The organism is Streptomyces sp. NPDC059477, assembly GCF_042749375.1.
GTDB lineage: Bacteria > Actinomycetota > Actinomycetes > Streptomycetales > Streptomycetaceae > Streptomyces.
Genome location: NZ_JBHYUG010000078.1, coordinates 993 through 24631, shown reverse-complemented (window position 1 = coordinate 24631; position 23639 = coordinate 993). Strand labels below are relative to the sequence as shown.

The 23639-nt window shown below is 69.8% G+C and carries 23 protein-coding genes, 3 tRNA genes and 1 pseudogene; 5 read left to right on the top strand and 22 right to left on the bottom strand.

Translation table 11 applies throughout. From position 1 onward, the window contains the following. Positions 1-113 precede the first annotated feature (113 nt). The 10 genes from rpoB to ACFXAZ_RS29780 all read right to left on the bottom strand — a co-directional run bounded on the left by rpoB (position 114) and on the right by ACFXAZ_RS29780 (position 10439). Complete coding sequence (gene rpoB, locus ACFXAZ_RS29825) at positions 114-3599, bottom strand: DNA-directed RNA polymerase subunit beta (RefSeq protein ID WP_382680340.1); 3486 nt, start codon at positions 3597-3599, stop codon at positions 114-116. A 572-nt stretch (positions 3600-4171) separates the two neighbouring features. Beyond that, on the bottom strand, positions 4172-4552 hold the full coding sequence (gene rplL / locus ACFXAZ_RS29820; protein WP_384597487.1) for a 50S ribosomal protein L7/L12: 381 nt from the start codon (positions 4550-4552) through the stop codon (positions 4172-4174). Positions 4553-4659: 107 nt separating this feature from the next. Continuing rightward, on the bottom strand, positions 4660-5190 hold the full coding sequence (rplJ, locus tag ACFXAZ_RS29815) for a 50S ribosomal protein L10 (RefSeq protein WP_382680339.1): 531 nt from the start codon (positions 5188-5190) through the stop codon (positions 4660-4662). A 318-nt stretch (positions 5191-5508) separates the two neighbouring features. Continuing rightward, the gene (locus ACFXAZ_RS29810; RefSeq protein ID WP_384597457.1) at positions 5509-6366 is read right to left on the bottom strand and encodes a DUF1396 domain-containing protein; all 858 of its coding nucleotides are present in this window, start codon (positions 6364-6366) and stop codon (positions 5509-5511) included. Positions 6367-6551: 185 nt separating this feature from the next. Next, positions 6552-7394, bottom strand: coding sequence for a hypothetical protein (locus ACFXAZ_RS29805; protein ID WP_384597455.1), 843 nt, complete (start codon positions 7392-7394; stop codon positions 6552-6554). A 162-nt stretch (positions 7395-7556) separates the two neighbouring features. After that, the gene (rplA, locus tag ACFXAZ_RS29800) at positions 7557-8282 is read right to left on the bottom strand and encodes a 50S ribosomal protein L1 (RefSeq protein WP_382680337.1); all 726 of its coding nucleotides are present in this window, start codon (positions 8280-8282) and stop codon (positions 7557-7559) included. Positions 8283-8361: 79 nt separating this feature from the next. Further along, entirely contained in the window at positions 8362-8796 is a 435-nt protein-coding gene (gene rplK, locus ACFXAZ_RS29795; RefSeq protein ID WP_384597453.1) for a 50S ribosomal protein L11, read from the bottom strand. 233 nt (positions 8797-9029) lie between these two features. Then, positions 9030-9899, bottom strand: coding sequence for a transcription termination/antitermination protein NusG (nusG, locus tag ACFXAZ_RS29790; RefSeq protein WP_384597451.1), 870 nt, complete (start codon positions 9897-9899; stop codon positions 9030-9032). Positions 9900-9973: 74 nt separating this feature from the next. Beyond that, complete coding sequence (secE, locus tag ACFXAZ_RS29785; RefSeq protein WP_382680334.1) at positions 9974-10261, bottom strand: preprotein translocase subunit SecE; 288 nt, start codon at positions 10259-10261, stop codon at positions 9974-9976. A 105-nt stretch (positions 10262-10366) separates the two neighbouring features. Then, positions 10367-10439 (bottom strand) — tRNA-Trp (locus tag ACFXAZ_RS29780). A gap of 282 nt (positions 10440-10721) precedes the next feature. On the opposite strand from ACFXAZ_RS29780, the gene ACFXAZ_RS29775 reads away from it, so the two are divergent. Together ACFXAZ_RS29775 and ACFXAZ_RS29770 are read left to right on the top strand one after the other, a co-directional pair. Further along, positions 10722-11948 carry a pyridoxal phosphate-dependent aminotransferase gene (locus tag ACFXAZ_RS29775; RefSeq protein ID WP_384597449.1) on the top strand — a complete coding sequence of 409 codons (1227 nt, stop codon included), beginning with the start codon at positions 10722-10724 and terminating at the stop codon, positions 11946-11948. Between the two features lie 123 nt (positions 11949-12071). Further along, a complete protein-coding gene (locus ACFXAZ_RS29770) occupies positions 12072-13106 on the top strand; it encodes an adenosine deaminase (protein ID WP_384597447.1) in 1035 nt (344 codons plus the stop codon). 369 nt (positions 13107-13475) lie between these two features. Here the strand turns inward: ACFXAZ_RS29770 and ACFXAZ_RS29765 are convergent, their stop codons facing one another. Continuing rightward, on the bottom strand, positions 13476-14072 hold the full coding sequence (locus ACFXAZ_RS29765) for a TetR/AcrR family transcriptional regulator (protein WP_384597445.1): 597 nt from the start codon (positions 14070-14072) through the stop codon (positions 13476-13478). A 168-nt stretch (positions 14073-14240) separates the two neighbouring features. Between ACFXAZ_RS29765 and ACFXAZ_RS29760 the strand changes: the two genes are divergently transcribed. Further along, on the top strand, positions 14241-14873 hold the full coding sequence (locus ACFXAZ_RS29760) for an NAD(P)-dependent oxidoreductase (protein ID WP_384597443.1): 633 nt from the start codon (positions 14241-14243) through the stop codon (positions 14871-14873). 29 nt (positions 14874-14902) lie between these two features. Here ACFXAZ_RS29760 and ACFXAZ_RS29755 read toward each other — a convergent pair whose 3' ends face one another. The 10 genes and pseudogenes from ACFXAZ_RS29755 to ACFXAZ_RS29710 form a co-directional block, all read right to left on the bottom strand. Then, a complete protein-coding gene (locus ACFXAZ_RS29755) occupies positions 14903-15958 on the bottom strand; it encodes a UDP-N-acetylmuramate dehydrogenase (protein WP_384597441.1) in 1056 nt (351 codons plus the stop codon). Between the two features lie 187 nt (positions 15959-16145). Next, positions 16146-16523 (bottom strand): annotated as a pseudogene (locus tag ACFXAZ_RS29750) (hypothetical protein); the annotation flags it as partial. Positions 16524-16673: 150 nt separating this feature from the next. After that, positions 16674-18170 (bottom strand): MFS transporter, encoded by a 1497-nt coding sequence (locus ACFXAZ_RS29745; protein ID WP_384597439.1) that lies wholly within the window; start codon positions 18168-18170, stop codon positions 16674-16676. A 216-nt stretch (positions 18171-18386) separates the two neighbouring features. After that, complete coding sequence (locus ACFXAZ_RS29740; RefSeq protein ID WP_384597437.1) at positions 18387-18956, bottom strand: TetR/AcrR family transcriptional regulator; 570 nt, start codon at positions 18954-18956, stop codon at positions 18387-18389. 143 nt (positions 18957-19099) lie between these two features. Next, positions 19100-19528 carry a MaoC family dehydratase gene (locus ACFXAZ_RS29735; RefSeq protein WP_384597485.1) on the bottom strand — a complete coding sequence of 143 codons (429 nt, stop codon included), beginning with the start codon at positions 19526-19528 and terminating at the stop codon, positions 19100-19102. A 5-nt stretch (positions 19529-19533) separates the two neighbouring features. Next, positions 19534-19986 carry a MaoC family dehydratase N-terminal domain-containing protein gene (locus ACFXAZ_RS29730; RefSeq protein ID WP_384597435.1) on the bottom strand — a complete coding sequence of 151 codons (453 nt, stop codon included), beginning with the start codon at positions 19984-19986 and terminating at the stop codon, positions 19534-19536. Positions 19987-20120: 134 nt separating this feature from the next. Further along, positions 20121-20285 carry a 50S ribosomal protein L33 gene (rpmG, locus tag ACFXAZ_RS29725; protein WP_003948671.1) on the bottom strand — a complete coding sequence of 55 codons (165 nt, stop codon included), beginning with the start codon at positions 20283-20285 and terminating at the stop codon, positions 20121-20123. Positions 20286-20371: 86 nt separating this feature from the next. Next, positions 20372-20444 (bottom strand) — tRNA-Met (locus tag ACFXAZ_RS29720). 46 nt (positions 20445-20490) lie between these two features. Continuing rightward, positions 20491-20563: transfer RNA gene (locus ACFXAZ_RS29715), tRNA-Thr, on the bottom strand. Between the two features lie 328 nt (positions 20564-20891). Further along, positions 20892-21233, bottom strand: a complete 342-nt coding sequence (locus ACFXAZ_RS29710) for a hypothetical protein (protein ID WP_384597489.1) — start codon at positions 21231-21233, stop codon at positions 20892-20894. On the opposite strand from ACFXAZ_RS29710, the gene ACFXAZ_RS29705 reads away from it, so the two are divergent. Next, positions 21169-22431 (top strand): amidohydrolase family protein, encoded by a 1263-nt coding sequence (locus ACFXAZ_RS29705; protein WP_384597433.1) that lies wholly within the window; start codon positions 21169-21171, stop codon positions 22429-22431. The genes ACFXAZ_RS29710 and ACFXAZ_RS29705 overlap by 65 nt on opposite strands. A 145-nt stretch (positions 22432-22576) precedes the next feature. Beyond that, on the top strand, positions 22577-23233 hold the full coding sequence (locus tag ACFXAZ_RS29700; protein WP_384597431.1) for an SDR family oxidoreductase: 657 nt from the start codon (positions 22577-22579) through the stop codon (positions 23231-23233). A 22-nt stretch (positions 23234-23255) separates the two neighbouring features. Here ACFXAZ_RS29700 and ACFXAZ_RS29695 read toward each other — a convergent pair whose 3' ends face one another. Next, on the bottom strand, positions 23256-23468 hold the full coding sequence (locus ACFXAZ_RS29695; RefSeq protein ID WP_382680324.1) for a hypothetical protein: 213 nt from the start codon (positions 23466-23468) through the stop codon (positions 23256-23258). Positions 23469-23639 lie beyond the last annotated feature (171 nt).

The following is a 23639-nucleotide window of genomic DNA, read 5'->3' as shown; positions in this document are numbered from 1 at the left end:
TCCGCGCCACAACCTGCGCTCGGCCGCTCGTTTGTTGTTGTGCGGGGGGGGCGGGGGGGGGGGGGGGGGGGGGGGCGCCCCCGCGGGCGCGCCCCCCCCCCCCCGGACTCCCGTCAGACCTCTTCGACGCTGCTCGGCTCGCGCCGGGACAGGTCGATGCCGAGCTCTTCCGCCGCGCGGAAGACGTCCTCGTCGGTGTCGCGCATCTCGATGGACATGCCGTCCGAGGACAGCACCTCCACGTTGAGGCACAGGGACTGCATCTCCTTGATGAGCACCTTGAAGGACTCGGGGATGCCGGGCTCGGGAATGTTCTCGCCCTTGACGATGGCCTCGTAGACCTTCACGCGGCCGGTGACGTCGTCGGACTTGATGGTCAGCAGCTCCTGGAGGGCGTAGGCGGCGCCGTACGCCTCAAGTGCCCACACCTCCATCTCGCCGAACCGCTGGCCACCGAACTGGGCCTTACCACCCAGCGGCTGCTGGGTGATCATCGAGTACGGACCGGTCGACCGGGCGTGCAGCTTGTCGTCGACCAGGTGGTGGAGCTTGAGGATGTACATGTAGCCGACCGAGACCGGCTCCGGGAACGGCTCACCGCTGCGGCCGTCGAACATGTGCGCCTTGCCGGACGGGAGGACCATGCGGTCGCCGTCGCGGTTCGGGATGGTGTGCTGGAGCAGACCGGACAGCTCGTCCTCGCGGGCGCCGTCGAACACCGGGGTGGCGACGTTGGTGCCGGGGACGACCTGGTCGGCGCCGATGGTCTGGAGCCGCTGGGCCCAGTCGTCGGCGAGTCCGGAGACGTCCCAGCCGCGGCTGGCGAGCCAGCCGAGGTGGATCTCCAGCACCTGTCCCGGGTTCATCCGGGACGGGACGCCGAGCGGGTTGAGGATGATGTCGACCGGGGTGCCGTCCTCCAGGAACGGCATGTCCTCGATCGGCAGGATCTTGGAGATGACACCCTTGTTGCCGTGCCGGCCGGCGAGCTTGTCACCGTCGGTGATCTTCCGCTTCTGCGCCACGTACACGCGCACCAGCTGGTTGACACCGGGGGGCAGCTCGTCGCCCTCCTCGCGGTCGAAGACGCGGACGCCGATGACCTTGCCGGTCTCGCCGTGCGGCACCTTCAGCGAGGTGTCCCGGACCTCACGGGCCTTCTCACCGAAGATCGCGCGCAGCAGGCGCTCCTCGGGGGTCAGCTCGGTCTCGCCCTTGGGCGTCACCTTGCCGACCAGGATGTCTCCGGCGATGACCTCGGCGCCGATGCGGATGATGCCGCGCTCGTCGAGGTCGGCGAGGACCTCCTCGGAGACGTTCGGGATGTCCCGGGTGATCTCCTCGGGGCCCAGCTTGGTGTCACGGGCGTCGACCTCGTGCTCCTCGATGTGGATCGAGGAGAGGACGTCGTCCTGCACGAGGCGCTGCGACAGGATGATCGCGTCCTCGTAGTTGTGGCCCTCCCACGGCATGAACGCGACCAGCAGGTTCTTGCCGAGCGCCATCTCGCCGTTCTGGGTGGCCGGACCGTCGGCGAGGACCTGGCCCTCGATGACCCGGTCGCCCTCGTTGACGATGACCTTCTGGTTGACCGAGGTGCCCTGGTTGGAGCGGGCGAACTTGGCCAGGCGGTACGTGATGTACGTGCCGTCGTCGTTGGCGGTGGTGATGTAGTCGGCGGAGACCTCCTGGACCGCGCCGGCCTTCTCCGCCTTGACCACGTCACCGGCGTCGACGGCGGAGCGGTACTCCATGCCGGTGCCGACGAGCGGGGACTCGGAGCGGATCAGCGGCACGGCCTGACGCATCATGTTCGCGCCCATGAGGGCACGGTTGGCGTCGTCGTGCTCCAGGAAGGGGATCATGGCGGTCGCGACCGACACCATCTGGCGCGGCGAGACGTCCATGTAGTCCACGTCGTCACCGGGGACGTAGTCGACCTCGCCGCCGCGGCGGCGGACCAGCACCCGGTTCTCCTCGAACCGGAAGTCGTCCGACAGCGGGGCGTTGGCCTGCGCGATGACGAAGCGGTCTTCCTCGTCGGCGGTCAGGTAGTCCACCTCGTCGGTGACCCGGCCCTCGACGACCTTGCGGTACGGCGTCTCGATGAAGCCGAACGGGTTGATCCGGCCGTACGAGGCGAGCGAGCCGATCAGACCGATGTTCGGGCCTTCGGGCGTCTCGATCGGACACATCCGGCCGTAGTGCGAGGGGTGCACGTCACGGACCTCGAAGCCGGCCCGCTCACGGGAGAGACCACCCGGGCCCAGGGCGTTCAGACGACGCTTGTGCGTCAGCCCCGACAGCGGGTTGTTCTGGTCCATGAACTGGGACAGCTGGCTGGTGCCGAAGAACTCCTTGATGGAGGCGACGACCGGCCGGATGTTGATCAGCGTCTGCGGCGTGATCGCCTCGACGTCCTGGGTGGTCATGCGCTCGCGCACGACCCGCTCCATACGCGCCAGACCCGTACGGACCTGGTTCTGGATCAGCTCGCCGACGTTACGGATGCGGCGGTTGCCGAAGTGGTCGATGTCGTCGGTCTCGACCATGATCGAACGGCCGGAGTCGCCGACCGTCTCGGTCTCGCCGGCGTGCAGCTTCACCAGGTACTTGATCGTGGCGAGGATGTCCTCGACGGTCAGCACACCGGCTTCCAGGCCGGTCTCCGTGCCCAGCTTCTTGTTGACCTTGTAGCGGCCGACCTTGGCGAGGTCGTAGCGCTTGGGGTTGAAGTACAGGTTCTCAAGGAGCGTCTGCGCGGCCTCGCGCGTGGGGGGCTCGCCCGGACGCAGCTTGCGGTAGATGTCGAGCAGCGCGTCGTCCTGGCCCTGGGTGTGGTCCTTCTCCAGGGTGGCGCGCATCGACTCGTACTGGCCGAACTCCTCAAGGATCTGCTCGGTGGTCCAGCCGAGCGCCTTGAGCAGGACGGTGACGGACTGCTTGCGCTTGCGGTCGATGCGCACACCGACCATGTCGCGCTTGTCGATCTCCATCTCCAGCCAGGCACCCCGGGACGGGATGATCTTGGCGGAGAAGATGTCCTTGTCGGAGGTCTTGTCGATGGAGGAGTCGAAGTAGACGCCCGGCGAGCGGACCAGCTGCGAGACCACGACACGCTCGGTGCCGTTGATGACGAAGGTGCCCTTGTTCGTCATGAGCGGGAAGTCGCCCATGAAGACCGTCTGGGACTTGATCTCGCCGGTCTCGTTGTTGGTGAATTCGGCGGTGACGAAGAGCGGAGCGGCGTAGGTGAAGTCACGCTCCTTGCACTCGTCGATGGAGTTCTTCGGCGGCTCGAAGCGGTGGTCCCGGAAGGTCAGGGACATCGACCCGGAGAAGTCCTCGATCGGGGAGATCTCCTCGAAGATCTCCTCCAGACCGGACTTGGTGGGGACGTCCTGACCGTTCTCCAGAGCCTCCTCGACCCGACTCTGCCATGCGGTGTTGCCGAGCAGCCAGTCAAAGCTCTCGGTCTGGAGCGCAAGCAGGTTCGGAACCTCAAGAGGCTCCTTGATCTTTGCAAAAGAGATGCGCAGCGGGGCGGTGCTGGCACCGTTGTTCGTATTCGCGGTCGAGGCGTTGCGCGAGGCGGCCAAGAGGGGGTCCTTCCGAGGGCTCGGACTCACTACGCGCGTACCGGCCCCTCACCGATACACAGAGACAGGTTCCCAAGATCGGGCCGAAAGGCCAGGTCAGGGACGGTCCGGTCGTCGGTGCTCAAGCGAGGGCATGCCCCTGGTGACGGGCAGGGGACAGCTAACAGGCAGCGCAAAGGGTCAGTGTAGCCACTTGGCACACTGATGTCCAGTCCGGGTTTTTCCGAACCCTCTTTGCCCTCGTTGTACTCAACCCCTGCGACAAGGCGACACCCTCAACGCACGTTCATCCTGCCCTCTTCGTCGCCGATCCATGCCTCGGATGCCCGGATCCTTGTGACGACGCGTCCTGAGAATTGCGCGCTGCGTGCGGTTCGTCAAGGCCCCCCGCGCCCGACCAGGGCCCCCAGGGACACGACGAAGATCACCTTACCCCTCGCCGTCACGCGGGCAGGGCAACCGCGGTCGGACCCTCCGGGAATGCCGAAGAGCGACCACCCGGATGGATGATCGCTCTTCGGGGCGCCCGCGTTACAGCCCTCTCGGGCCGTGCCGCACGGGCAGGCGGCTGCTTACTTGACCTCGACCGAGGCGCCGGCGCCCGCGAGGGACTCCTTGGCCTTCTCGGCGGCCTCCTTGGTGACCTTCTCCAGGACGGCCTTCGGCGCACCGTCGACCAGGTCCTTGGCCTCCTTCAGGCCCAGCGAGGTCAGCTCACGCACGACCTTGATGACCTGGATCTTCTTCTCACCGGCGCCGGTGAGGATGACGTCGAACTCGTCCTGCTCCTCGACGGCCTCGGCCGGGGCGACCGGACCGGCCGGGGCGACGGCGACCGCGGCGGCGGCGGTGACGTCGAACTTCTCCTCGAACGCCTTCACGAACTCGGAAAGCTGGATGAGGGTCATCGTCTCGAACTCGGCGAGCAGTTCTTCCTGGGTGAGAGCCACGATGGCTTCCTTCCACTCATTCGGCAGGTGCCGGGATGTACATGTCTGGCGGGCGTACGTTCGGCCCGCTACGACCACCGCGTCAGGCGGCGGTCATGATGCGAGCCGAATTACTCGGCACCGCCCTGCTCGTCCTGCTTGGCGCGCAGCGCGTCCACGGTGCGGACGAGCTTCGACGGCAGCGCCTGGAAGACCGAGGCAGCCTGGGACTGCTTCGACTTGAAGGCACCGGCCAGCTTGGAGAGCAGAACCTCGCGGGACTCAAGGTCCGCAAGCTTCTTGATCTCGTCGGCGCTCAGCGCCTTGCCGTCAAGGACACCGCCCTTGATGACGAGATTCGGGTTGTCCTTGGCGAAGTCACGGAGACCCTTCGCCGACGTCACCGGGTCACCGGTGACGAAGGCGACAGCCGTCGGACCGTTGAACAGGTCGTCCAGCGTCGTGATCCCGGCCTCGTTGGCCGCAATCTTGGTCAGCGTGTTCTTCACCACGGCGTACTGGGCGTTCTCACCGAGCGACCGGCGCAGCGTCTTGAGCTGCGCCACGGTGAGACCGCGGTACTCGGTCAGCACAGCAGCGTTCGAGTTGCGGAACTGCTCCGTCAACTCGGCGACCGCGGCAGCCTTGTCGGGCCTCGCCATAGAGTCTCGGCCTCCTTCCGGGGTGTTCGACCGCGCGGACCCGAAGGAGGACTGGGGAAAACGAAACGCCCCGGCGCAGGCGCACGGGGCGGACTCGACCGGAGGTACATACGAGGTGCGTATGCGCTCCGGGAGTTCTTCCACGATCACCTGCGCGGGCCGTCCGCAGTTCAGCGGATCCTTCGGCCACCGCACCCTCATTCGAGCGCACGGCAACAACCAGCGGTCTTTGGCTTCTCGTGAAGCGTACGCGACCCGATCCCCGCCGAGCAAATCCGCTCGTACGGGGATCAGGGCACCGCGCGCACCGGGCCGACGTCAGGCCGTCGGCTCCAGGTCGTTCATCATCTCGGCCAGGTCCATGGTCTCCCCGGCGGGCGGGGCCTTGATCTCGACCGGCTTGTTGATGTCGAGGAAGGTGATCGTCAGGTCCAGCGGGCCCTGCTCGGCGTCGCCGCGCATCCGGAACTGCTTGGTGCGCTCGTCGGCGTCCACCCACAGGTCCATGGTGAGCTGGTCGACGCCCATGTCCTCGTACTGCTCAAGGCTCTTCTCGCGGGCCTCGCGGGTCTTCTCGTCCTCGTCCTTCAGCGAGGCGCGCAGGTCGGCCAGGGAGACTTCGCCCTTGTAGTGGGTGGTCTGCACGCCGTCGACGGTCTCGGTGCCGACCTCTTCGACATCCTTGGCGCCGGTGAGGAAGCCGGCCTCGCTCGTCGGGTTCTGGTCGGCCTGACCGGCGCCCCCGAGCTGGCTCAGCTCGTCGTCGGCGCCCAGCGCGGCCATGTCGAACTTGATCCAGCTCTTGCCGTCCAGCTCCTCGGCGGCCTGCTCGCCGCCGTTGACGAACATCGCGTTGTCGAGGAGGCGGATCTCGACCTCGCCGCCCTCGGGGGCGGAGGTGCCGCCGGGCGCCAGCTCCATCTTCATGCTCATGGCGACCGGGTCGAGGCTCATCGAGGCGGTGCCCTCGATCTCGCCCTCGCCGGGGATCTCACCGGCCATCCGGTAGTTCAGGGACTTGATCTCCTCGGTGTTCTTCGCCGCCTTGGCGACCGCCGCGGCCGGCTCCATGTCCAGCGACTTCTCGCTGCCACACCCGACCGCCCCGCCGGCCAGCACCAGCGCCACCAGACCGACACCGGCCGTGCCAGCGCGCGTACGTACAGAAAGACCCATGGTTCCCCCCACGGAAAACGATGGCCGATGACCCATGGCGCGGATGCCGCACGACACACGGCGCATCACGCACTACTCCTGGCTCATGCATGGCCACTACACAGTGATCAGGCTTTCGAGCCTATCCCAGCCCACTGACAGCCGCCCCGGAATTCCCGCCCGCCCCGGCAACCCGGCCGCGTGCCTCAGGAACCGCTCCCGTACTGCTCCAGCAGTTCCTGAAAGCCCTGGGTGTCCGCGGCGGGCGGCTTCTCCACGGAGACCTCGGTGCCGTAGTCGTCGTAGTACGCGGTCTGGGTCAGCTCACCGGCGGCGGCCTCGCCCTTCTCCACCTTCTTGACCACCAGGTCTCGCTCGTCGACCCAGATGTCGACGCTCTGGGTGGCCACCCCGGCCCGCGCCAGCCGCTCGCGCAGCTCGGTGTCGGCCAGGTCGGAGACCTGTGAGGTGGCCGAGTAGTGCGTGGTGTCCACCCCGCGAACCCGCTCCGCGCCCACCTCGCTCACCTCGTCCGCGGCGAGCAGGAACGTCACCGACTGATCCGGCGTGGCACTGCGGAGCTGCTCACTGACGTACGACCCGGAGACTCCGCCCAGCTCGTCCAGATCGCCCCAGGGATAGCGCACCCAGTGCTTGCCGCCGGCCCGCGCGGCGAATTCGTCGCCCATGCGCGCGTAGTAGGCGTCCGGCAGATAGCGGGCCTCCATCGACGTGGTGCCCAGCTCCCGCATGGTGTCGGCCAGGGTGCCGCCGGTGTAGGTGATGGTCAGGGTGCCGGTCAGCCCGTCGTCCCAGGCGAGGGTGCCCTCGGAGGTCAGCTCGATGGAGCTGCCGACGGTCGTGGCGGCCTCCACGCGCGCGGAGCGGGCCTTCGCGGTGGCCGCCGCGGCGGCCCGTAGCTCGGCGGGGTCGGCGGCGCGCTGGGAGGGGTGGTGGCTCGTGTCGGGCGGCGGGTCGGGGGTGGCGCCGGACGTGCACCCGGCCAGTCCGAGCAGCGCGGCCACGGCCCCGGCGATCACCCGCTTCATCCGTGCCCCCCGAGTCGGTCCTGTCCTCGCACGTTAGCTCAGGCCATCGGCGGACGGGTGGGAAAAACCGCCCCGACGGCCACCCCTCGAACGCACGACGGGCCCCGCGCCGGGAAGGCTGCGGGGCCCGTCGTGCACTGCTGACGCACGATCGCCGTCGGATCAGACGGCGGCCGGGTCCTCCTCGGTGAGGAGGTTGCGGGTGCGGTTGGGGTCGACCGGGACGCCGGGGCCCATCGTGGTGGTGATGGAGGCCTTCTTGATGTAGCGGCCCTTGGCGGCGGACGGCTTCAGACGGAGGATCTCGTCCAGCGCGGCGCCGTAGTTCTCCACCAGCTTGGTGTCGTCGAAGGACGCCTTGCCGATGATGAAGTGCAGGTTCGAGTGCTTGTCGACGCGGAACTCGATCTTGCCGCCCTTGATCTCGGTGACGGCCTTGACGACGTCCGGGGTGACGGTGCCGGTCTTCGGGTTCGGCATCAGACCACGGGGGCCGAGGACCCGGCCGAGGCGGCCGACCTTGCCCATGAGGTCCGGGGTGGCGACGACGGCGTCGAAGTCCAGCCGCCCCTTCGACACCTCGTCGATCAGTTCGTCGGAGCCGACGATGTCGGCGCCCGCGGCACGCGCGGCCTCGGCACGGTCGCCGGTCGCGAAGACCAGGACCCGGGCGGTCTTACCGGTGCCGTGCGGGAGGTTCACGGTGCCACGGACCATCTGGTCGGCCTTGCGCGGGTCGACACCCAGACGGAAGGCGACCTCGACGGTGCCGTCGAACTTGGTCGTGGAGGTCTCCTTGGCGAGACGGACGGCTTCGAGCGGGGCGTAGAGCTTCTCCCGGTCGATCTTGGCGTCCGCAGCGCGGAGAGACTTGCTGCGCTTGCTCACTACTGCTCCTGGGTTCTCTTAGGAGTCGTGGTCCGGGCCGAGCCGGCCCTGCCACTTCTGCTGCCTGGGATGGTGGGGATCAGCCCTCGACCGTGATGCCCATGGAACGGGCGGTGCCGGCGATGATCTTCGCTGCGGCGTCCAGGTCGTTGGCGTTGAGGTCGGGCATCTTGGTGGTGGCGATCTCACGGACCTGGTCGCGGGTGATCTTCGCGACCTTGGTCTTGTGCGGCTCGCCGGAGCCCTTCTCCACGCCCGCGGCCTTGAGGATCATCTTCGCGGCCGGCGGGGTCTTCGTGATGAAGGTGAAGGAACGGTCCTCGTAGACCGTGATCTCCACCGGGATGACCCAACCGCGCTGCGACTCGGTCGCGGCGTTGTAGGCCTTGCAGAACTCCATGATGTTCACGCCGTGCTGACCCAGCGCGGGGCCGACCGGCGGCGCCGGGTTGGCGGCACCGGCCTGGATCTGGAGCTTGATCAGCCCCGTGACCTTCTTCTTCTTGGGAGGCATTGCTCTCTCCGGGTCCTAGTGAGAGGTTCGAGCCCCATCCGTTCGGCGATCGTCACGATCAGCCGGATGGAGGCATACCGCCCCACGATAACGGGTAACCCGCCAGGTCCCCAAAACGAGCCCCGGGTCCCGGCCGGACCCGCGGGGCCCCCACCGACAGAACAGCCCCCGCCCGGCGGGAATCCCGCCGTACAGGGGCTGTTTCTCAGCTCTGGGTGGCCGCTCGGTGGCCGTCAGTTCTTCTGGATCTGGTCGAACGACAGCTCGACCGGCGTCTCCCGGCCGAAGATCTCCACCAGGCCCTTGACCTTCTTGGAGTCGGCGTTGATCTCGTTGATCGTGGCCTGGAGGGTGGCGAAGGGGCCGTCGGTGACGGTGACCGAGTCGCCGACCTCGAAGTCCAGCACCTGGACCTCGACCTTGCGCTGCGGCATGGGCTTGCCCTCGGCCTCGGCGGCCTCACGCGCGGCCTTCTCCTCGGCCTCCGGGGCGAGCATCTTGACGATCTCGTCCAGGGTCAGCGGGTACGGGTCGTAGGCGTTGCCCACGAAGCCGGTGACGCCGGGGGTGTTGCGGACGACACCCCAGGACTCGTTGGTCAGGTCCATACGGACCAGGACATAGCCCGGGAGCTTGTTCTGCTTGATCGTCTTGCGGTCGCCGTTCTTGATCTGGACGACCTCTTCCTGCGGCACCTCGGCCTGGAAGATGTAGTCCTCGACGTTCAGCGAGACGGCGCGCTGCTCCAGGTTGGTCTTCACGCGGTTCTCGTAACCGGCGTAGGTGTGGATCACGTACCACTCGCCGGGCAGTACCCGCAGCTCCTCGCGGAGCTTGGTGACCGGGTCCAGCTCGGGCTCCGGCTCAGCGGCGGCTTCCGCGTCGGCCTCGTCCTCGGCGTCCTCGGATGCCTCGTCGGCGTCGTCCGCCTCGTCGGTGTCCTCGTCCTCGGCGTGGACGGCGGCCTCCTCGGCCGGCTCGCCCGCCTCGGCGTCGGCAGCCTCGGCCTCGTCCAGCTCCTCGTCCGCGCCCTCAACGATGTCGAGCTCGTCCTCCACGGACTCGTCCGGTTCGCGGGACTCGTTCAGGTTGGCGTCAGACACGGTGGCTTCTTCCTGGATACATGGGGGTGGAACACGCGAAAGGGGCGCCGGTCAGGGCGCCCTTCGCTCTCAACTCAGCCGAAGACGTACTTCGCTGCGTGGTCAAGGCCATAGTCAATCAGAGTAACGAGGCCGATCATGATCACAACGAAGATGATCACCACGGTGGTGTACGTGGTCAGCTGATTACGCGTCGGCCAGACGACCTTGCGAAGTTCGGCGACGACCTGACGGTAGAACAGCGCGAACCGCTTGAAGGGGCCCTTCTTCGCACGCTTGCCGCCCTTACGAGTCTTCTTCTTCGACTCCGGCGTCTCATCCTGGGCATCAGGCGTGTCGATGGAGCCCACGGCGTCCGTCATTCATCCTCACCTGGTCCCGGGTCGTGGCCGTGCCGCGCCCGGTCCGAGCCGCACGGCGGTGCAATGCTGTAGATACCTGCGCACACATCCTGGTGATGCGTGAAGCAGGGCCGGAGGGACTCGAACCCCCAACCGCTGGTTTTGGAGACCAGTGCTCTACCAATTGAGCTACGACCCTTTGCGTGCCCCCCAACGTACCGCATCCGCCCGGGTGCTCGGTGTGCACCGGGTGAGCGCGGCCCGCTGAAAGCCAACGAGGTGAGAGTGTACGTGTTCCGGGGCCGGGCGTCGAACAGAATGCGCCCGTGGGAGCGCTGTCCGTACGGGTTCGGGCACGAATCACCGGAAGATCACCTGGCCATGCGGCGGGTCCGGACGGATGTTCTGGGGCCGGACCGATCCTGTTCAGTAGATGAAACCCGCGTGCCGGGCAGGTTTCGGGTCTGAAACCATGGGACCCATGAGCGCTGCAACCCCTCCCACCGAGCGCCGGGTCTCCGCCCGCGTCGGGGCGATCTCCGAGTCCGCCACCCTCGCCGTGGACGCCAAGGCGAAGGCCCTGAAGGCCGCCGGGCGTCCCGTCATCGGCTTCGGCGCGGGTGAGCCCGACTTCCCGACGCCGGACTACATCGTCGAGGCCGCCGTCGAGGCGTGCAAGAACCCCAAGTACCACCGCTACACGCCGGCCGGCGGCCTGCCCGAGCTGAAGGCCGCCCTCGCCGCGAAGACGCTGCGCGACTCCGGTTACGAGCCCGACGTGTCGGAGATCCTCGTCACCAACGGCGGCAAGCAGGCGATCTACGAGGCGTTCGCCGCGATCCTCGACCCGGGCGACGAGGTCATCGTCCCGGCGCCGTACTGGACCACCTACCCGGAGTCCATCCGGCTGGCCGGCGGTGTCCCGGTCCCGGTCGTCGCCGACGAGACGACCGGCTACCGGGTCAGCGTCGAGCAGCTGGAGGCGGCCCGCACGGACCGGACGAAGGTCGTCCTCTTCGTCTCCCCCTCCAACCCGACCGGCGCGGTCTACTCCCGCGAGGACACCGAGGCCATCGGCCGCTGGGCGCTGGAGCACGGCCTGTGGGTGCTGACCGACGAGATCTACGAGCACCTGGTCTACGGCGGTGCCACGGCCCCGTCGCTGCCGGCCCTGCTGCCCGAGCTGCGCGACAAGTGCATCGTGGTCAACGGCGTGGCCAAGACGTACGCCATGACCGGCTGGCGGGTGGGTTGGATCATCGGCCCCAAGGACGTCGTCAAGGCCGCGACGAACCTCCAGTCGCACGCCACGTCCAATGTCGCCAACGTCTCCCAGGCCGCCGCGCTGGCCGCCGTCTCCGGTGACCTGACGGCCGTCGAGGAGATGCGCGAGGCGTTCGACCGGCGCCGCAGGACGATCGTGCGGATGCTCAACGAGATCGACGGCGTGGTCTGCCCCGAGCCCGAGGGCGCGTTCTACGCGTACCCGTCGGTGAAGGCGCTGATCGGCAAGGAGATCCGCGGCAAGCGCCCGCAGGACACGGTCGAGCTGGCCGCGCTCATCCTGGAGGAGGTCGAGGTCGCGGTGGTCCCGGGCGAGGCGTTCGGCACCCCGGGCTATCTGCGGCTGTCGTACGCGCTCGGTGACGAGGACCTGGTCGAGGGCGTCAGCCGGATCCAGAAGCTGCTGGCGGAGGCACGCGACTGACTCGCACGTATGTATGGATGGGCCGTTTCCCCTCGGGGGAGGCGGCCCATTTCTTCGTGCGAGCAAGACCACGAACGGGGAAAGCGCTACCGACACGCGCGGGCGGTGCGGCAGGATCCTGGAATGGAACGTGTACGTGATGTCTCCGCTCTCCCGAAGGCCCATCTGCATCTGCACTTCACCGGCTCGATGCGCCCGGCGACCCTGCTGGAACTGGCCGACAAGCACGGGGTGCGGCTGCCCGACGTGCTGACCGAGTCCCTGGTCAGCGGCGAACCGCCGAAGCTGCGGGCCACGGACGAACGGGGCTGGTTCCGCTTCCAGCGGCTGTACGACGCCGCGCGCTCCTGCCTGCGGGACCCGGAGGACATCCAGCGGCTGGTGCGGGAGGCCGCCGAGGAGGACCTCAAGGACGGTTCGGGCTGGCTGGAGATCCAGGTCGACCCGACGTCGTACGCGCCCCGGCTGGGCGGGCTGATCCCGGCGCTGGAGATCATCCTGGACGCGGTGGAGACGGCGGGCCGGGAGACCGGGCTCGGGATGCGGGTGCTGGTGGCGGCGAACCGGATGCGGCATCCGCTGGACGCGCGCACGCTCGCCCGTCTCGCGGTGCGGTACGCGGACCGGGGCGTGGTCGGGTTCGGGCTGTCCAACGACGAGCGCCGGGGCATGGCGCGGGACTTCGACCGGGCGTTCCACATCGCGCGCGAGGGCGGGCTGCTGTCGGCGCCGCACGGCGGCGAGCTGACCGGTCCGTCGTCGGTGCGCGACTGCCTGGACGATCTGCACGCGGACCGGCTGGGGCACGGGGTGCGGGCGGCGGAGGACGCGCGGCTGGTCAAGCGGCTCGCGGACCGGCAGATCACCTGCGAGGTGTGCCCGACCTCCAATGTGGCGCTCGGGGTGTACGAGAAGCCGGAGGACGTCCCGCTGCGCGCCCTCTTCGACGCCGGTGTCCCGCTGGCGCTGGGCGCCGACGACCCGCTGCTCTTCGGCTCCCGGCTGGCCGCCCAGTACGACGTGGCCCGCGAGTACCACGGCTTCTCGGACGCCGAGCTGGCGGAGCTGGCCCGGCAGTCGATCCGGGCGTCGGCGGCACCGGAGAGGGAGAAGCGGGAGCTGCTGGCGGGGGTTGACGAGTGGCTGACGGCCGGCTGACGAGGACGGGGTGGGCCGTGAGCGGCCGACGACGGGCGGGGGCCGTGAGCGGCGTCGAACGGTGGGGCGGGGCCGTGACGGGGCGGGCCACGACTGGCCGACGACCGTCAAGGTGGGCCCTGACCGGCCGACGGCCGGCTGCCCGGTGACTGACTGGCGGCTGGGTGAGGGGGACCGGCTGGGTGGTGACGGGCCGGCCGCTGACCGGCCGCCTTCTGGTCGCCCCGGTGACCGGCCGGGCCGACGGCCGGCTGCCCGGTGACGGGCTGATGGTGTGCTGGGCGGTAATCGGCTCGGTGGTGACCGGCTGGGTGGTGACGGCGGACTGCCGGCTTGCGGCCGGTGCGGGAGCGGCTGGCGGGCGGGCCGTCAGGCCGCTATCGCGGCGATCAGGGTGCGGGAGATCCGGCGAGCGAAGTCGTCCACCGGGGGCCGTACGCCGTCCTGGGTGGCGTCGTAGGCGAACGCGCGCTGGGCGCACGCGCCGAGCAGCAGGGAGGCGGCGGCGAAGGTGTCCGCGTCGGCACGCACCCGGCCCGCCACGCGCTCGGCGCGCAGATAGGTCTCCAGGTCCCGGATGACGAGGTGCGGCCCGAGCCCCATCTCGCGCATCGCCGTGTCGTGCCGCCGCTTGAGCTGGGTCTCGGCGTACAGGGACCCGGCGATCGGGAAGCTCTGCTCGTAGAACAGCGACGCCTGGCGGGCGATCTCGGTCAGGTTCTCCTCCAGCGAGCCCCCGCCCGGCTCGGCGGCGAGCGCGCTCAGCAGGGGCGTCAGCCGTGGCAGCCGCTCGGTGAGCACCTTGATGAACAGCTCTTCCTTGTTGGCGAAGTACTTGTACAGCGCCGCCTCGGAACACCCGGCCGCCCTGGCGATCTCCTTGGTCGTGGCGCGGGCCAGCCCCACCGAGAGCATCAGCTCATGGGCGGCGTCGAGGATGCGGGCGCGGGCCGGTCTCTGCTGCATGACACCCAAGGGTCGCACTCCCTCCAGCCTCTGCTCTCTCCACACCCACCGGGCCCACTGGGCTGCCCGCACTTGACGGGTGGGTGAGCACTTACCCACCCTGGGAGCGGACAAGGGGTGAGTGTTCACTCACCCGCTCAGGCGCTCCACGGGAGTACGGAGTACGTCATGAAGCTGACCGTTTTCGGCGCGACCGGCGGCGTCGGCCGCGAGATCGTCCGCCAGGCCCTGGCATCGGGCCACCAGGTCACCGCGGTGGTACGGGATCCCGCGCGGCTGCCGGTGACCGGTACGGGTCTGGAGGTGTTCCGCGCGGACCTCGGCGATCCCCAGGCGCTGCGGGCCGCGGTCGCCGGGCGCGACGCCGTGCTGTCCGGGCTCGGCGCCCGCAGCCGCAAGGACGCCGGGATCACGAGCCGCCTGACCCGTATGGTGCTGCGCGCGATGGAGGCGGAGGGGGTCCGGCGGCTGGTGGTGGTCAGCGCCGCACCGGTCGGTCCGAAGGCGGAGGGCGAAGGGCCGCTGGACCGGGCGGTGCTCGGCGTCGTCTCCGCCGTCCTGAAGGACGTGTACGCCGACCTGCGGGAGACGGAGGCGGAGCTGGCCCGCAGCGCCACGGACTGGACGGTCGTACGACCGCCCCGCCTCCAGGACAAGCCGCTCACCGGCGTCTACCGCACGGTCGTCGGCGGCTTCCCGCGCAAGGGCCGCTTCCTGGGCCGCGCGGACGTGGCACACGCGATGCTGGCGGCGGTGACGGACCCGGGGACGGTGAAGCAGGGGGTGGGGGTGGCGTACTGACCTGCTCCTTTGCCGGACCACCGCGCCCCCTACAGGCTGACGCCGACCGTCACCGGCTCGTTGACCAGCGTGATCCCGAAGGCGTCCCGCACTCCGGCGACGACCTCGCGGGCGAGGGCGAGGAGGTCCTCGGTGGTGGCCTCGCCCCGGTTGGTGAGGGCGAGGGTGTGCTTGGTGGAGATCCGGGCCGGGCCGCTGCCATAGCCCTTGGTGAAGCCGGCCTTGTCGATCAGCCAGGCCGCGGAGGTCTTGGTGCGGCCCTCCCCCGCCGCATAGGCGGGCGGTGCCGCGTCGTCGCCGAGCCGTTCCCGCACGCGCGCGTGGAAGGCCGCGAAGTCGGCGTCGGTGAGGATCGGGTTGGTGAAGAACGAACCGGCCGACCAGGTGTCATGGTCCTCGGCGTCCAGGACCATGCCTTTCCCGGCCCGCTGCTTCAGCACGGTCTCGCGCGCGTCGGCGAGCGGCACGCGCTCCCCCGCCTCGACGCCCAGCGCGCGGGCGGTCTCGGCGTACTTCAGCGGCGCGGAGAGCCCGCCCGCGTCCTCCAGCGCGAAGCGGACCCGCAGGACGACATACCGCTCGGGGTCGTCCTTGAAGCGGCTGTGCCGGTAGGAGAAGGCGCATTCCGCGTTGGTGAGCGTGACCGTCTCGCCCGCGCGGCGGTCGTAGGCGAGCACCTCGGTGATGGTGGAGGAGACCTCCTGGCCGTACGCCCCCACGTTCTGGATCGGGGTCGCGCCCGCCGAGCCCGGGATGCCGGCCAGGCACTCGATCCCGGCGAGCCCGGCGTCCACCACGCGGGTGACGGCGTCGGTCCACACCTCACCGGCGGCCACTTCCAGCCGCGTACCGGACAGGGCGAACCCGCGGGTGGCGATGCGCAGGGCGGTGCCGTCGAAGCCCTTGTCCGAGACGACCAGGTTGGATCCGCCGCCGATCAACAGCAGCGGCGTACCGGAGGCGTCGGCCGCCCGGACCGTGTCGATCACCTCGGCGTCCGTCGTCGCGGTGACCAGCCGGGTCGCGGGGCCGCCCAGCCGGAAGGTGGTCAGCGGGGCGAGCGGGGCATCGTGGAGTTCCTGCACGCGCCCAAGACTACGAGACGGCACTGACAACGCCGTGCCAGGACAGCGGCGTACGCGAAATGCGCGGCACGCGCGCGTGGAGGGCCGCACGAAGGTGTCGTACGGCCCTCCTGTCCGGCGTGTCGCCCTATGACGAGGACGCTGACGCTGATGACGAGGACGCCTGGGATGCGGGCGCCTGGGCCGACGACAGCTGCCGTCGGGCCTCCTCCCAGGTCACCGGCAGCCGGTCGCCGGAGGTCGTCCAGGTGGCGAACGCGGCGTCACGCATCCGGGGTGCGAGGCCCCGGGCGGTCGGCGCGTGCGGGCCGGAACGGGCGAACTCCCTGAGCGCCTGGGGTGACTCCCACGCGGACAGCGTCCAGAAGGTCCGCTTGAGGATCTGCGCCTTGAGGGTGGCCCCGTGGGCGCCGGGCGCATGGCTCACCTGCCGCCACACCCGCGGCGTACGGGCGAAGAAGCACAGGGCGCCCCACAGCGTGCGGGTCTCGAAGCGGGACGCGAAGACGTACACGTCGGACGCGGGAGGCGGCGGGTTGGGAACGGTCCAGGGAAGGGTGGGCATGACGGGCTCCTCTCGGGTGAAGCCGGTGGGGTGGGGTGGATGGGCGATGCGGGTGGATCGGAGCGGTCACCTGGATCAGACGGTCGGACAGGTCACCCGGACCGGGCGGGCCGGAGAGCCGATGGGTCGGAGGGCCAACGGGTCGGAGGGTCAGCGGGAGACCGTGTCGGCGAGCCGGTCGGCCGCCACGCGCGCGGGGGCCGTGTCGGCGCCGCCCGGGCCCGCGCCCGCGGCCCGCCGGGACGGGATCACCAGGGCGGCGGCGCCCGCCAGGGCGACCAGCGCCGCGCCGACGACAAGGGCGGGCCGGAGCCCGTCGACAAAGCTCTGGGCGCTCTCGTAGCCGCCCTGGGCCGCGAAGATCGAGGACATGATGGCGATGCCGAGCGCGCCGCCGACCTCGCGCAGCGCGTTGTTGGCGCCGGAGGCGATGCCCTGCTCCTTGGTGACGACGCTCGCCATGACGAGGGCGGAGGCCGGCGCGAAGAAGAGGGCCATGCCGATGCCGCTGAGGATCAGCCCGGGCAACTGGCCGGCATAGGACGCGTCGGCGGTCACCACGGTCGCGAGATAGCCGAGCCCGGCCGCCTGGAGGAAGAGCCCCGCGGCGACGACGGGCCGCCCGCCGATCCGGTCGGACAGGATGCCGGCGAGGGGCGCGACGAGCATCGGCATGGCGGTCCAGGGCAGCATCCTGAGGCCCGCCTCGGTGGGCGAGTAGCCGAGCACGCCCTGCATGTACTGGCTGAGCAGGAAGATCGACCCGAACATGCCGAGGAACATCAGCATGCTCGCCGCGTTGATCCCGGCGAACGCGCGCGACCGGAACAGCCGCATGGGCAGCATCGGCGCGGCGGCGCGACTGCCGTGCAGCACGAACCCGGCGAGCAGCGCACCACCGCCGAACAGCCCGAGCAGCACGGGGGTGCCGGTCCAGCCTTCGGCGGGCCCGCGCACCAGCCCGAACACGATCCCGAAGAGTCCGCCGCTGGCGAGCAGGGTGCCGCGGATGTCGAGCGGGGCGCCGGTGCCGTACGACTCGGCGAGCCGCAGCCGGGCCAGCGGCAGCAGGGCGATGCCCAGCGGAACGTTCAGCCAGAAGATCCACTGCCAGGACACATGTTCGGTGAGCGTGCCGCCGATGAGCGGCCCGGAGGCGACGGCGAGCCCGTTCACGGCTCCCCATATGCCGTACGCCATTCCCCGCTTCTCGACCGGAACGGCCGCCGTGAGCAGGGTCAGCGTCAGCGGCATCATGACGGCCGCGCCCACGCCCTGCACCGCGCGGGCGGCGATCAGCGCGTCGATGCCGGGCGCGAGCGCCGCGGCGGCGGACGCGACGGTGAACAGGGCGAGCCCGCCCATGAACATCCGCCGCCGCCCGAACCGGTCCCCCAGCGCCGCGCCGAACATCAGCAGCACGGCGAACGTGAGCGTGTAGGCGCTCACCGTCCACTCCAGATCGTGCAGCGCGCCCCCGAGGTCCTCGCGGATCGAAGGCAGCGCGGTGGTGACGACGAGGTTGTCCAGGGCCGCCATGAACCCCGCGACACCGGTGATGGCCAGCGCCCAGCCCATGCCTCCACGACGTACGCCCGGCGCGCCGCGCCCTTGTGTCTGATAGCCCTTGGCGTTGTGCTGTGACATCGCTCCCCCAGTGAGACGACGGATCTCTTGACTGATTGATTAGTGATCGATTACTAAACTCGGAGGTCAGAGGGGTGGGGAAAGGGAGATGACCGACCCCGCCGAGGCGGATTGGTCAATTAGTTATTGCTAACTACCTTTACCGATCATGGAAGAATCGACGGCAACAGCGGCAAAGCAAGACCCTCATGTTCCCCGCCCGCGCGGGCGGGACCCTCAGATCTCCAGACGACCGGCATCCTGCGCGGACGGATACAACCCCGCCCAGACCCGGTGCTCGGGCGGGAATCCCATCGCGACCAGCGAGTTGATGAGCATGCCGCGCGCCATGAAATTCGTCGTCTCGGTGACGTCCGCGCCGAGCGGAAGGTGCACGATGTCCCACAGCCGCATCCAGCCGGCCCGCACCGCCTCACCCAATTCATGGTCACCGGCCTGTTCGGCGGCAGCGACCGTGACATACATCTGCATCTGCATCAGCAGCCGGTCGGGGTCCTCGGTGACCAGCCGGGCATAGGCGTTCGCCATGGCGGTCATGGCCTCCGCGCCCTCCAGCCCGTCGGACACCTCCTCGAAGGTCCGGATGATGTCGTCCATGCACCGATGGACGGTCGCGAGAAAGATCGCTTTCTTGCCCGGGAAGAGCCGGAAGAGATACGGCTGCGAGACGCCGACCTTCTTGGCGATCGTCTCGGTGGAGGTGCCGTAGTAGCCACCGCGGGCGAATTCCTGCGCCGCCGCGCGGATGACACTCTCCCGCCGCTCTTCTGCACTCATCCTGGCCATACAGCTAAGTTAGTACTCAATCACTAACTTGGTCAAGGGGAGAGAGGGAGAGGCAAGGGCTGCCGGTACGGGTACGGGTAAGGGGACGAGTAAGGGGCACTCGCCATGGCGAACGCCCCTTACCGCTGACCTCTGCGTACGCCTCAACCCAGCCGGACAACCGCCCGAGACATGCCGAGCACCTTCTGCCCGGCGCTGGTCGCCGTCAGATCCACGCGCACGGTGTTGTCGTCGAGCTTGACCGCGACTTTGCCGGAGACCTCGATCAGGGCGCCCTCGTCGTCGTTCGGGACGACGACCGGCTTGGTGAAGCGGACGCCGTACTCCACGATCGACCCCGGGTCACCGGTCCAGTCGGTCACCACGCGGATCGCCTCGGCCATGGTGAACATGCCATGGGCGATGACGTCCGGCAGCCCGACCTCCTTGGCGAACTTCTCGTTCCAGTGGATCGGGTTGAAGTCCCCGGAGGCCCCCGCGTACCGGACCAGGGTGGCGCGGGTCACGGGGAAGCTCTGGGCGGGCAGCTCGGTGCCGACCTCTACGTCGGCATAGGCGATCTTGGCGGTCATCGTGCTCACGCCTCCCCGGCCGCGCGGGCCACGAGCTTGGTCCAGGCGGTCACGACGTGCTCGCCGGCCTCGTCGTACACCTCACCGCGGATGTCCAGGATGTCGTTGCCGGCCATGGACTTGATCGCCTCGATGGTCGAGGTCACGGTCAGCCGGTCGCCCGCGCGGACGGGACGGACGTAGGAGAACTTCTGATCGCCGTGCACCACACGGCTGTAGTCGAGGCCCAGTTGCGGATCCGCGACGACCTCTCCGGCGGCCTTGAAGCTGATCGCGAACACAAAGGTCGGCGGCGCGATCACATCCGGGTGACCGAGCGCCTTGGCGGCCTCGGGATCCGTGTAGGCCGGATTGGCGTCGCCCACCGCCTCCGCGAATTCACGGATCTTCTCCCGGCCCACCTCGTAGGGCTCGGTGGGCGGGTAGCTCCGGCCCACGAAGGACTGGTCGAGCGCCATGGCTCCGGACCTCCTGATGTCTGCTGTCACGGCCGCCGGGCCACGGCCTCTGCGCCGGCCCGTCGTCCACCGGCCTGTCAAACGACACGAGGCCGCCCCCTGACTGCGGGGACGGCCTCGTGTACGAGCCTGATTCAGCGCGTCTCGCGGTGCGCTGTGTGCGCGTTGCAACGCGGGCAGTGCTTCTTCATCTCCAGTCGGTCCGGGTTGTTACGCCGGTTCTTCTTGGTGATGTAGTTCCGCTCCTTGCACTCCACGCAGGCCAGCGTGATCTTCGGGCGGACGTCGGTGGCAGCCACGTGAGTGCTCCTTGACGGGATAGGAAGGTTGAACGCATAAAAGAGTAGCCGATCGAAGGACCGACCCCGCAATCGGCTACTGTCAGTAGCGGTGACCGGACTTGAACCGGTGACACAGCGATTATGAGCCGCTTGCTCTACCGACTGAGCTACACCGCTGTGATGCGGTCGGGCCCCGCCTTACGACGGGAACCGCACACACCAGAGCCCCAAAACGGAATCGAACCGTTGACCTTCTCCTTACCATGGAGACGCTCTGCCGACTGAGCTATTGGGGCGAGCGATGAAGACATTACACGCTCGGCAGCCGTTCACCCAAATCCGTTTCGCCGGGCCCGTCCGCCCCGAACGCGGCCTTCGTCCCCGCCTCGTACCGGCCCCGCCCCGGCCCCGATTCGCCCCTGTCCCGGGCACCTCAAAAGCCTCTCCCGCCGGTACAACCACACCGGTACGACTATTGCGCTCCTCCCCGTGACGCGCGGATCGCCACCCTAGGCTCGACTCACTCTGTGTGATCTTGCGCGGCGGCACACGGCCAGAGCCGCACAGCGGGAACCACACGCCCCGGCCCACAGAAACGAGCCACTGGAGCGCGATGCCCGACAGTCAGCCGCAGCCGCCCCACTCGCCCGATTCGCCGCCAGGTTCGCCCCCCGACTCCGCGTCCGACGCCGCCTCCGGCTCGGTGTCCGGCTCTGCATCCGAAGCGCCCCCGTCGCCCGCTCCATCGCCCTCCCGATCGGCGTCGGAATCGGCATCCGCAGGGACGTCTGAAGCGGCGTCCGAAGGGCCGACCGAAGAACCGGCCGAAGGGGCCTCCGAATCCATCGCCGATTCCGCCCCCGGTACGCAGCCGTCGTCATCGCCCTTGTCATCAGGGCCCTTGTCATCAGGCCCTTCCCCCAGCTCACCGGGATGTTCGCCGGGGGCTTGGGCGTCGAACGACACCGCGTCGCTGCTCCTGTGCGGCGCCCGGCTCACGGACGGCCGGACCGTGGACGTACGGCTGGGCGGCGGCCGGATCGAGGCGGTCGGCACGGCGGGCAGCCTGGGCGGTGGCCGCAGCTGCGGCACGCGTGTGGACCTCACCGGCTATCTGCTGCTGCCCGCCCCCGCCGAACCCCACGCCCACGCCGACACCGCCCTCACCGCCGACGAGGACGGCCCGGTCTCGTACCACCCCGGGGATGTCCAGCGCCGCGCCACGGAGGCGGCGCTGCTGCAACTCGGGCACGGCGCCACCGTCTTGCGGGCGCATGTGCGCGTGGGCGACGTCCAGGGGCTGGGCGCGCTGGAGGCGGTGTTGCAGGCCCGGCGTTCACTGCGCGGGCTCGCCGAACTGACCACGGTGGCGGTGCCGCGCGTGCTGACCGGCCTGGCGGGCGCGGACGGGCTGGCGATGCTGCGGGACGCCGTGAAGATGGGCGCCTCGGTGGTGGGCGGCTGCCCCGACCTGGACCCGGACCCGACGGGCTACGTCGAGGCGGTCCTGGACGTGGCCTCCGAGCACGGCTGCCCGGTCGACCTGCACACCGACGCCGCCGACCCGGCCCGGCTGTCCCGGCTCGCCGCGATGGCCGGCGGCCTGCGGCCGGGGGTGACGCTGGGCCCGTGCGGGGGCCTCGGCGACCTCCCGTCCGACCTGGCCTCGCGCAGCGCCGACCAGTTGGCCGCCGCCGGGGTGACGGTGGTCTGCCTGCCCCAGGGCGGCTGCGGCGGCCTCGACCGCCGGGGCACGGGCACTGCTCCGGTACGGCTGCTGCGCGCCGCCGGTGTCCGGGTCGCCGCGGGCGGCGGCGCCCTGCGCGATGTGTCCAACCCGGTCGGCCGCGGCGACCCCCTGGAGGCCGCGTACCTCCTGGCCTCCCGTGAGGGTCTGCGCCCCGAGGACGCCTACGACTGCGTCAGCTCCGCCGCCCGCGCGGCACTCGGCCTCCCCGAGGTCCGTGTGGAGGCCGGTTTCCCCGCCGAGCTGCTGGCCGTGCGTGGCGACCGCCTCTCCGGCGCGCTCTCCCTGGCCTACAGCCGCATCGTGGTGCACAAGGGGCGCGTGGTGGCGCGCACCAGCGCGGTCCGCGAGTACTGCAACTCCGCGGCGGCTGCGGAGTTGGGTCTCCCCCGGCAGGGGCGGGGGGAGTTGTCGTGACGGGGGCGGCGGCAGGAGTGCGGGGGTGTGGGGAGTGCGAGGGGCGCGCAACGTGAGGCGTGGGGCGCTGCCGTGAGTCGCGTGCCCGGTGCGCCGTGCGAAAGGCGTGCGGCAAATGCCGCGGTGCGGGCGTACGGTCGAAGACATGCGCATGGTGATTGCTGGTGGTCATGGTCAGATCGCGCTGCGGCTGGAGCGCTTGCTCTCCGCGCGCGGGTACGAGGTCGCGGGCATCGTCCGCCGAGTGGAACAGGGCGACGACCTGCGGGCGGTGGGCGCCGAACCGGTTCTGGTGGACCTGGAGTCGGCGTCGGTCGAGGAGGTCGCGGCGCATCTTCAAGGAGCGGACGCGGCGGTGTTCGCGGCGGGCGCCGGTCCGGGCAGCGGCGCGGCCCGCAAGGACACGGTGGACAAAGGTGCCGCGGTGCTGTTCGCCGACGCGGCGGTCCGCGCGGGCGTGCGGCGCTTCATCGTCGTGTCGTCCTACGGCGCCGACCCCGGGCACCCGGGCGACGAGATCTTCGACCGCTATCTGCGTGCCAAGGGCGCGGCCGACGCCTATGTGCGGGGCCTGGACGCCCTGGACTGGACGATCCTGCGCCCCGGTGCCCTCACGAACGACGCCGGCAACGGCCTTGTCCGGCTGGAGGCGCACACCGGCCGCGGCTCGATCTCCCGCGACGACGTGGCCACCGTACTGGTGGAACTTCTGGAGACCCCCGCGACGGCCGGTCTGACCCTCGAACTGATCAGCGGCTCGACGCCGGTGGCGGTGGCGGTCAAGTCGGTGGCGGGAAACTGACGCCGCCGACCCCCCGCTCCCGCTAGAAGAGCGGCAACTGCCCGGAGAACTCCGGCAGGACATAGCCGTCCAAGCCCGGTTGCACGGCTCCGAGTTGCGCCGGTCTGCGCGATCCCGGACACGAGACGAGCCGCCCGCTCTCCCGTGTTCCGGGCGGGTCGTGCCGCGCGAACCGCCCCGCGACGACAGCGATCTCGCGAAGGCACTCGGCACACTTCCTGCGACGCGACGACATACCCCCAGTCTGCCCGCCCCCACTGACATCGCCCCCGCACCCGGCCGACAACGGAGCATGGAGCGCGGACACGGCAAAGGGTCCGTGACCTGTGATGCGCGCGCTCCCGGCCCGGGGTGCGGGGGGCCCGGCCCCGCGAGCCGACGCGCCGGCGGGGGCCCCGCGCTGTAG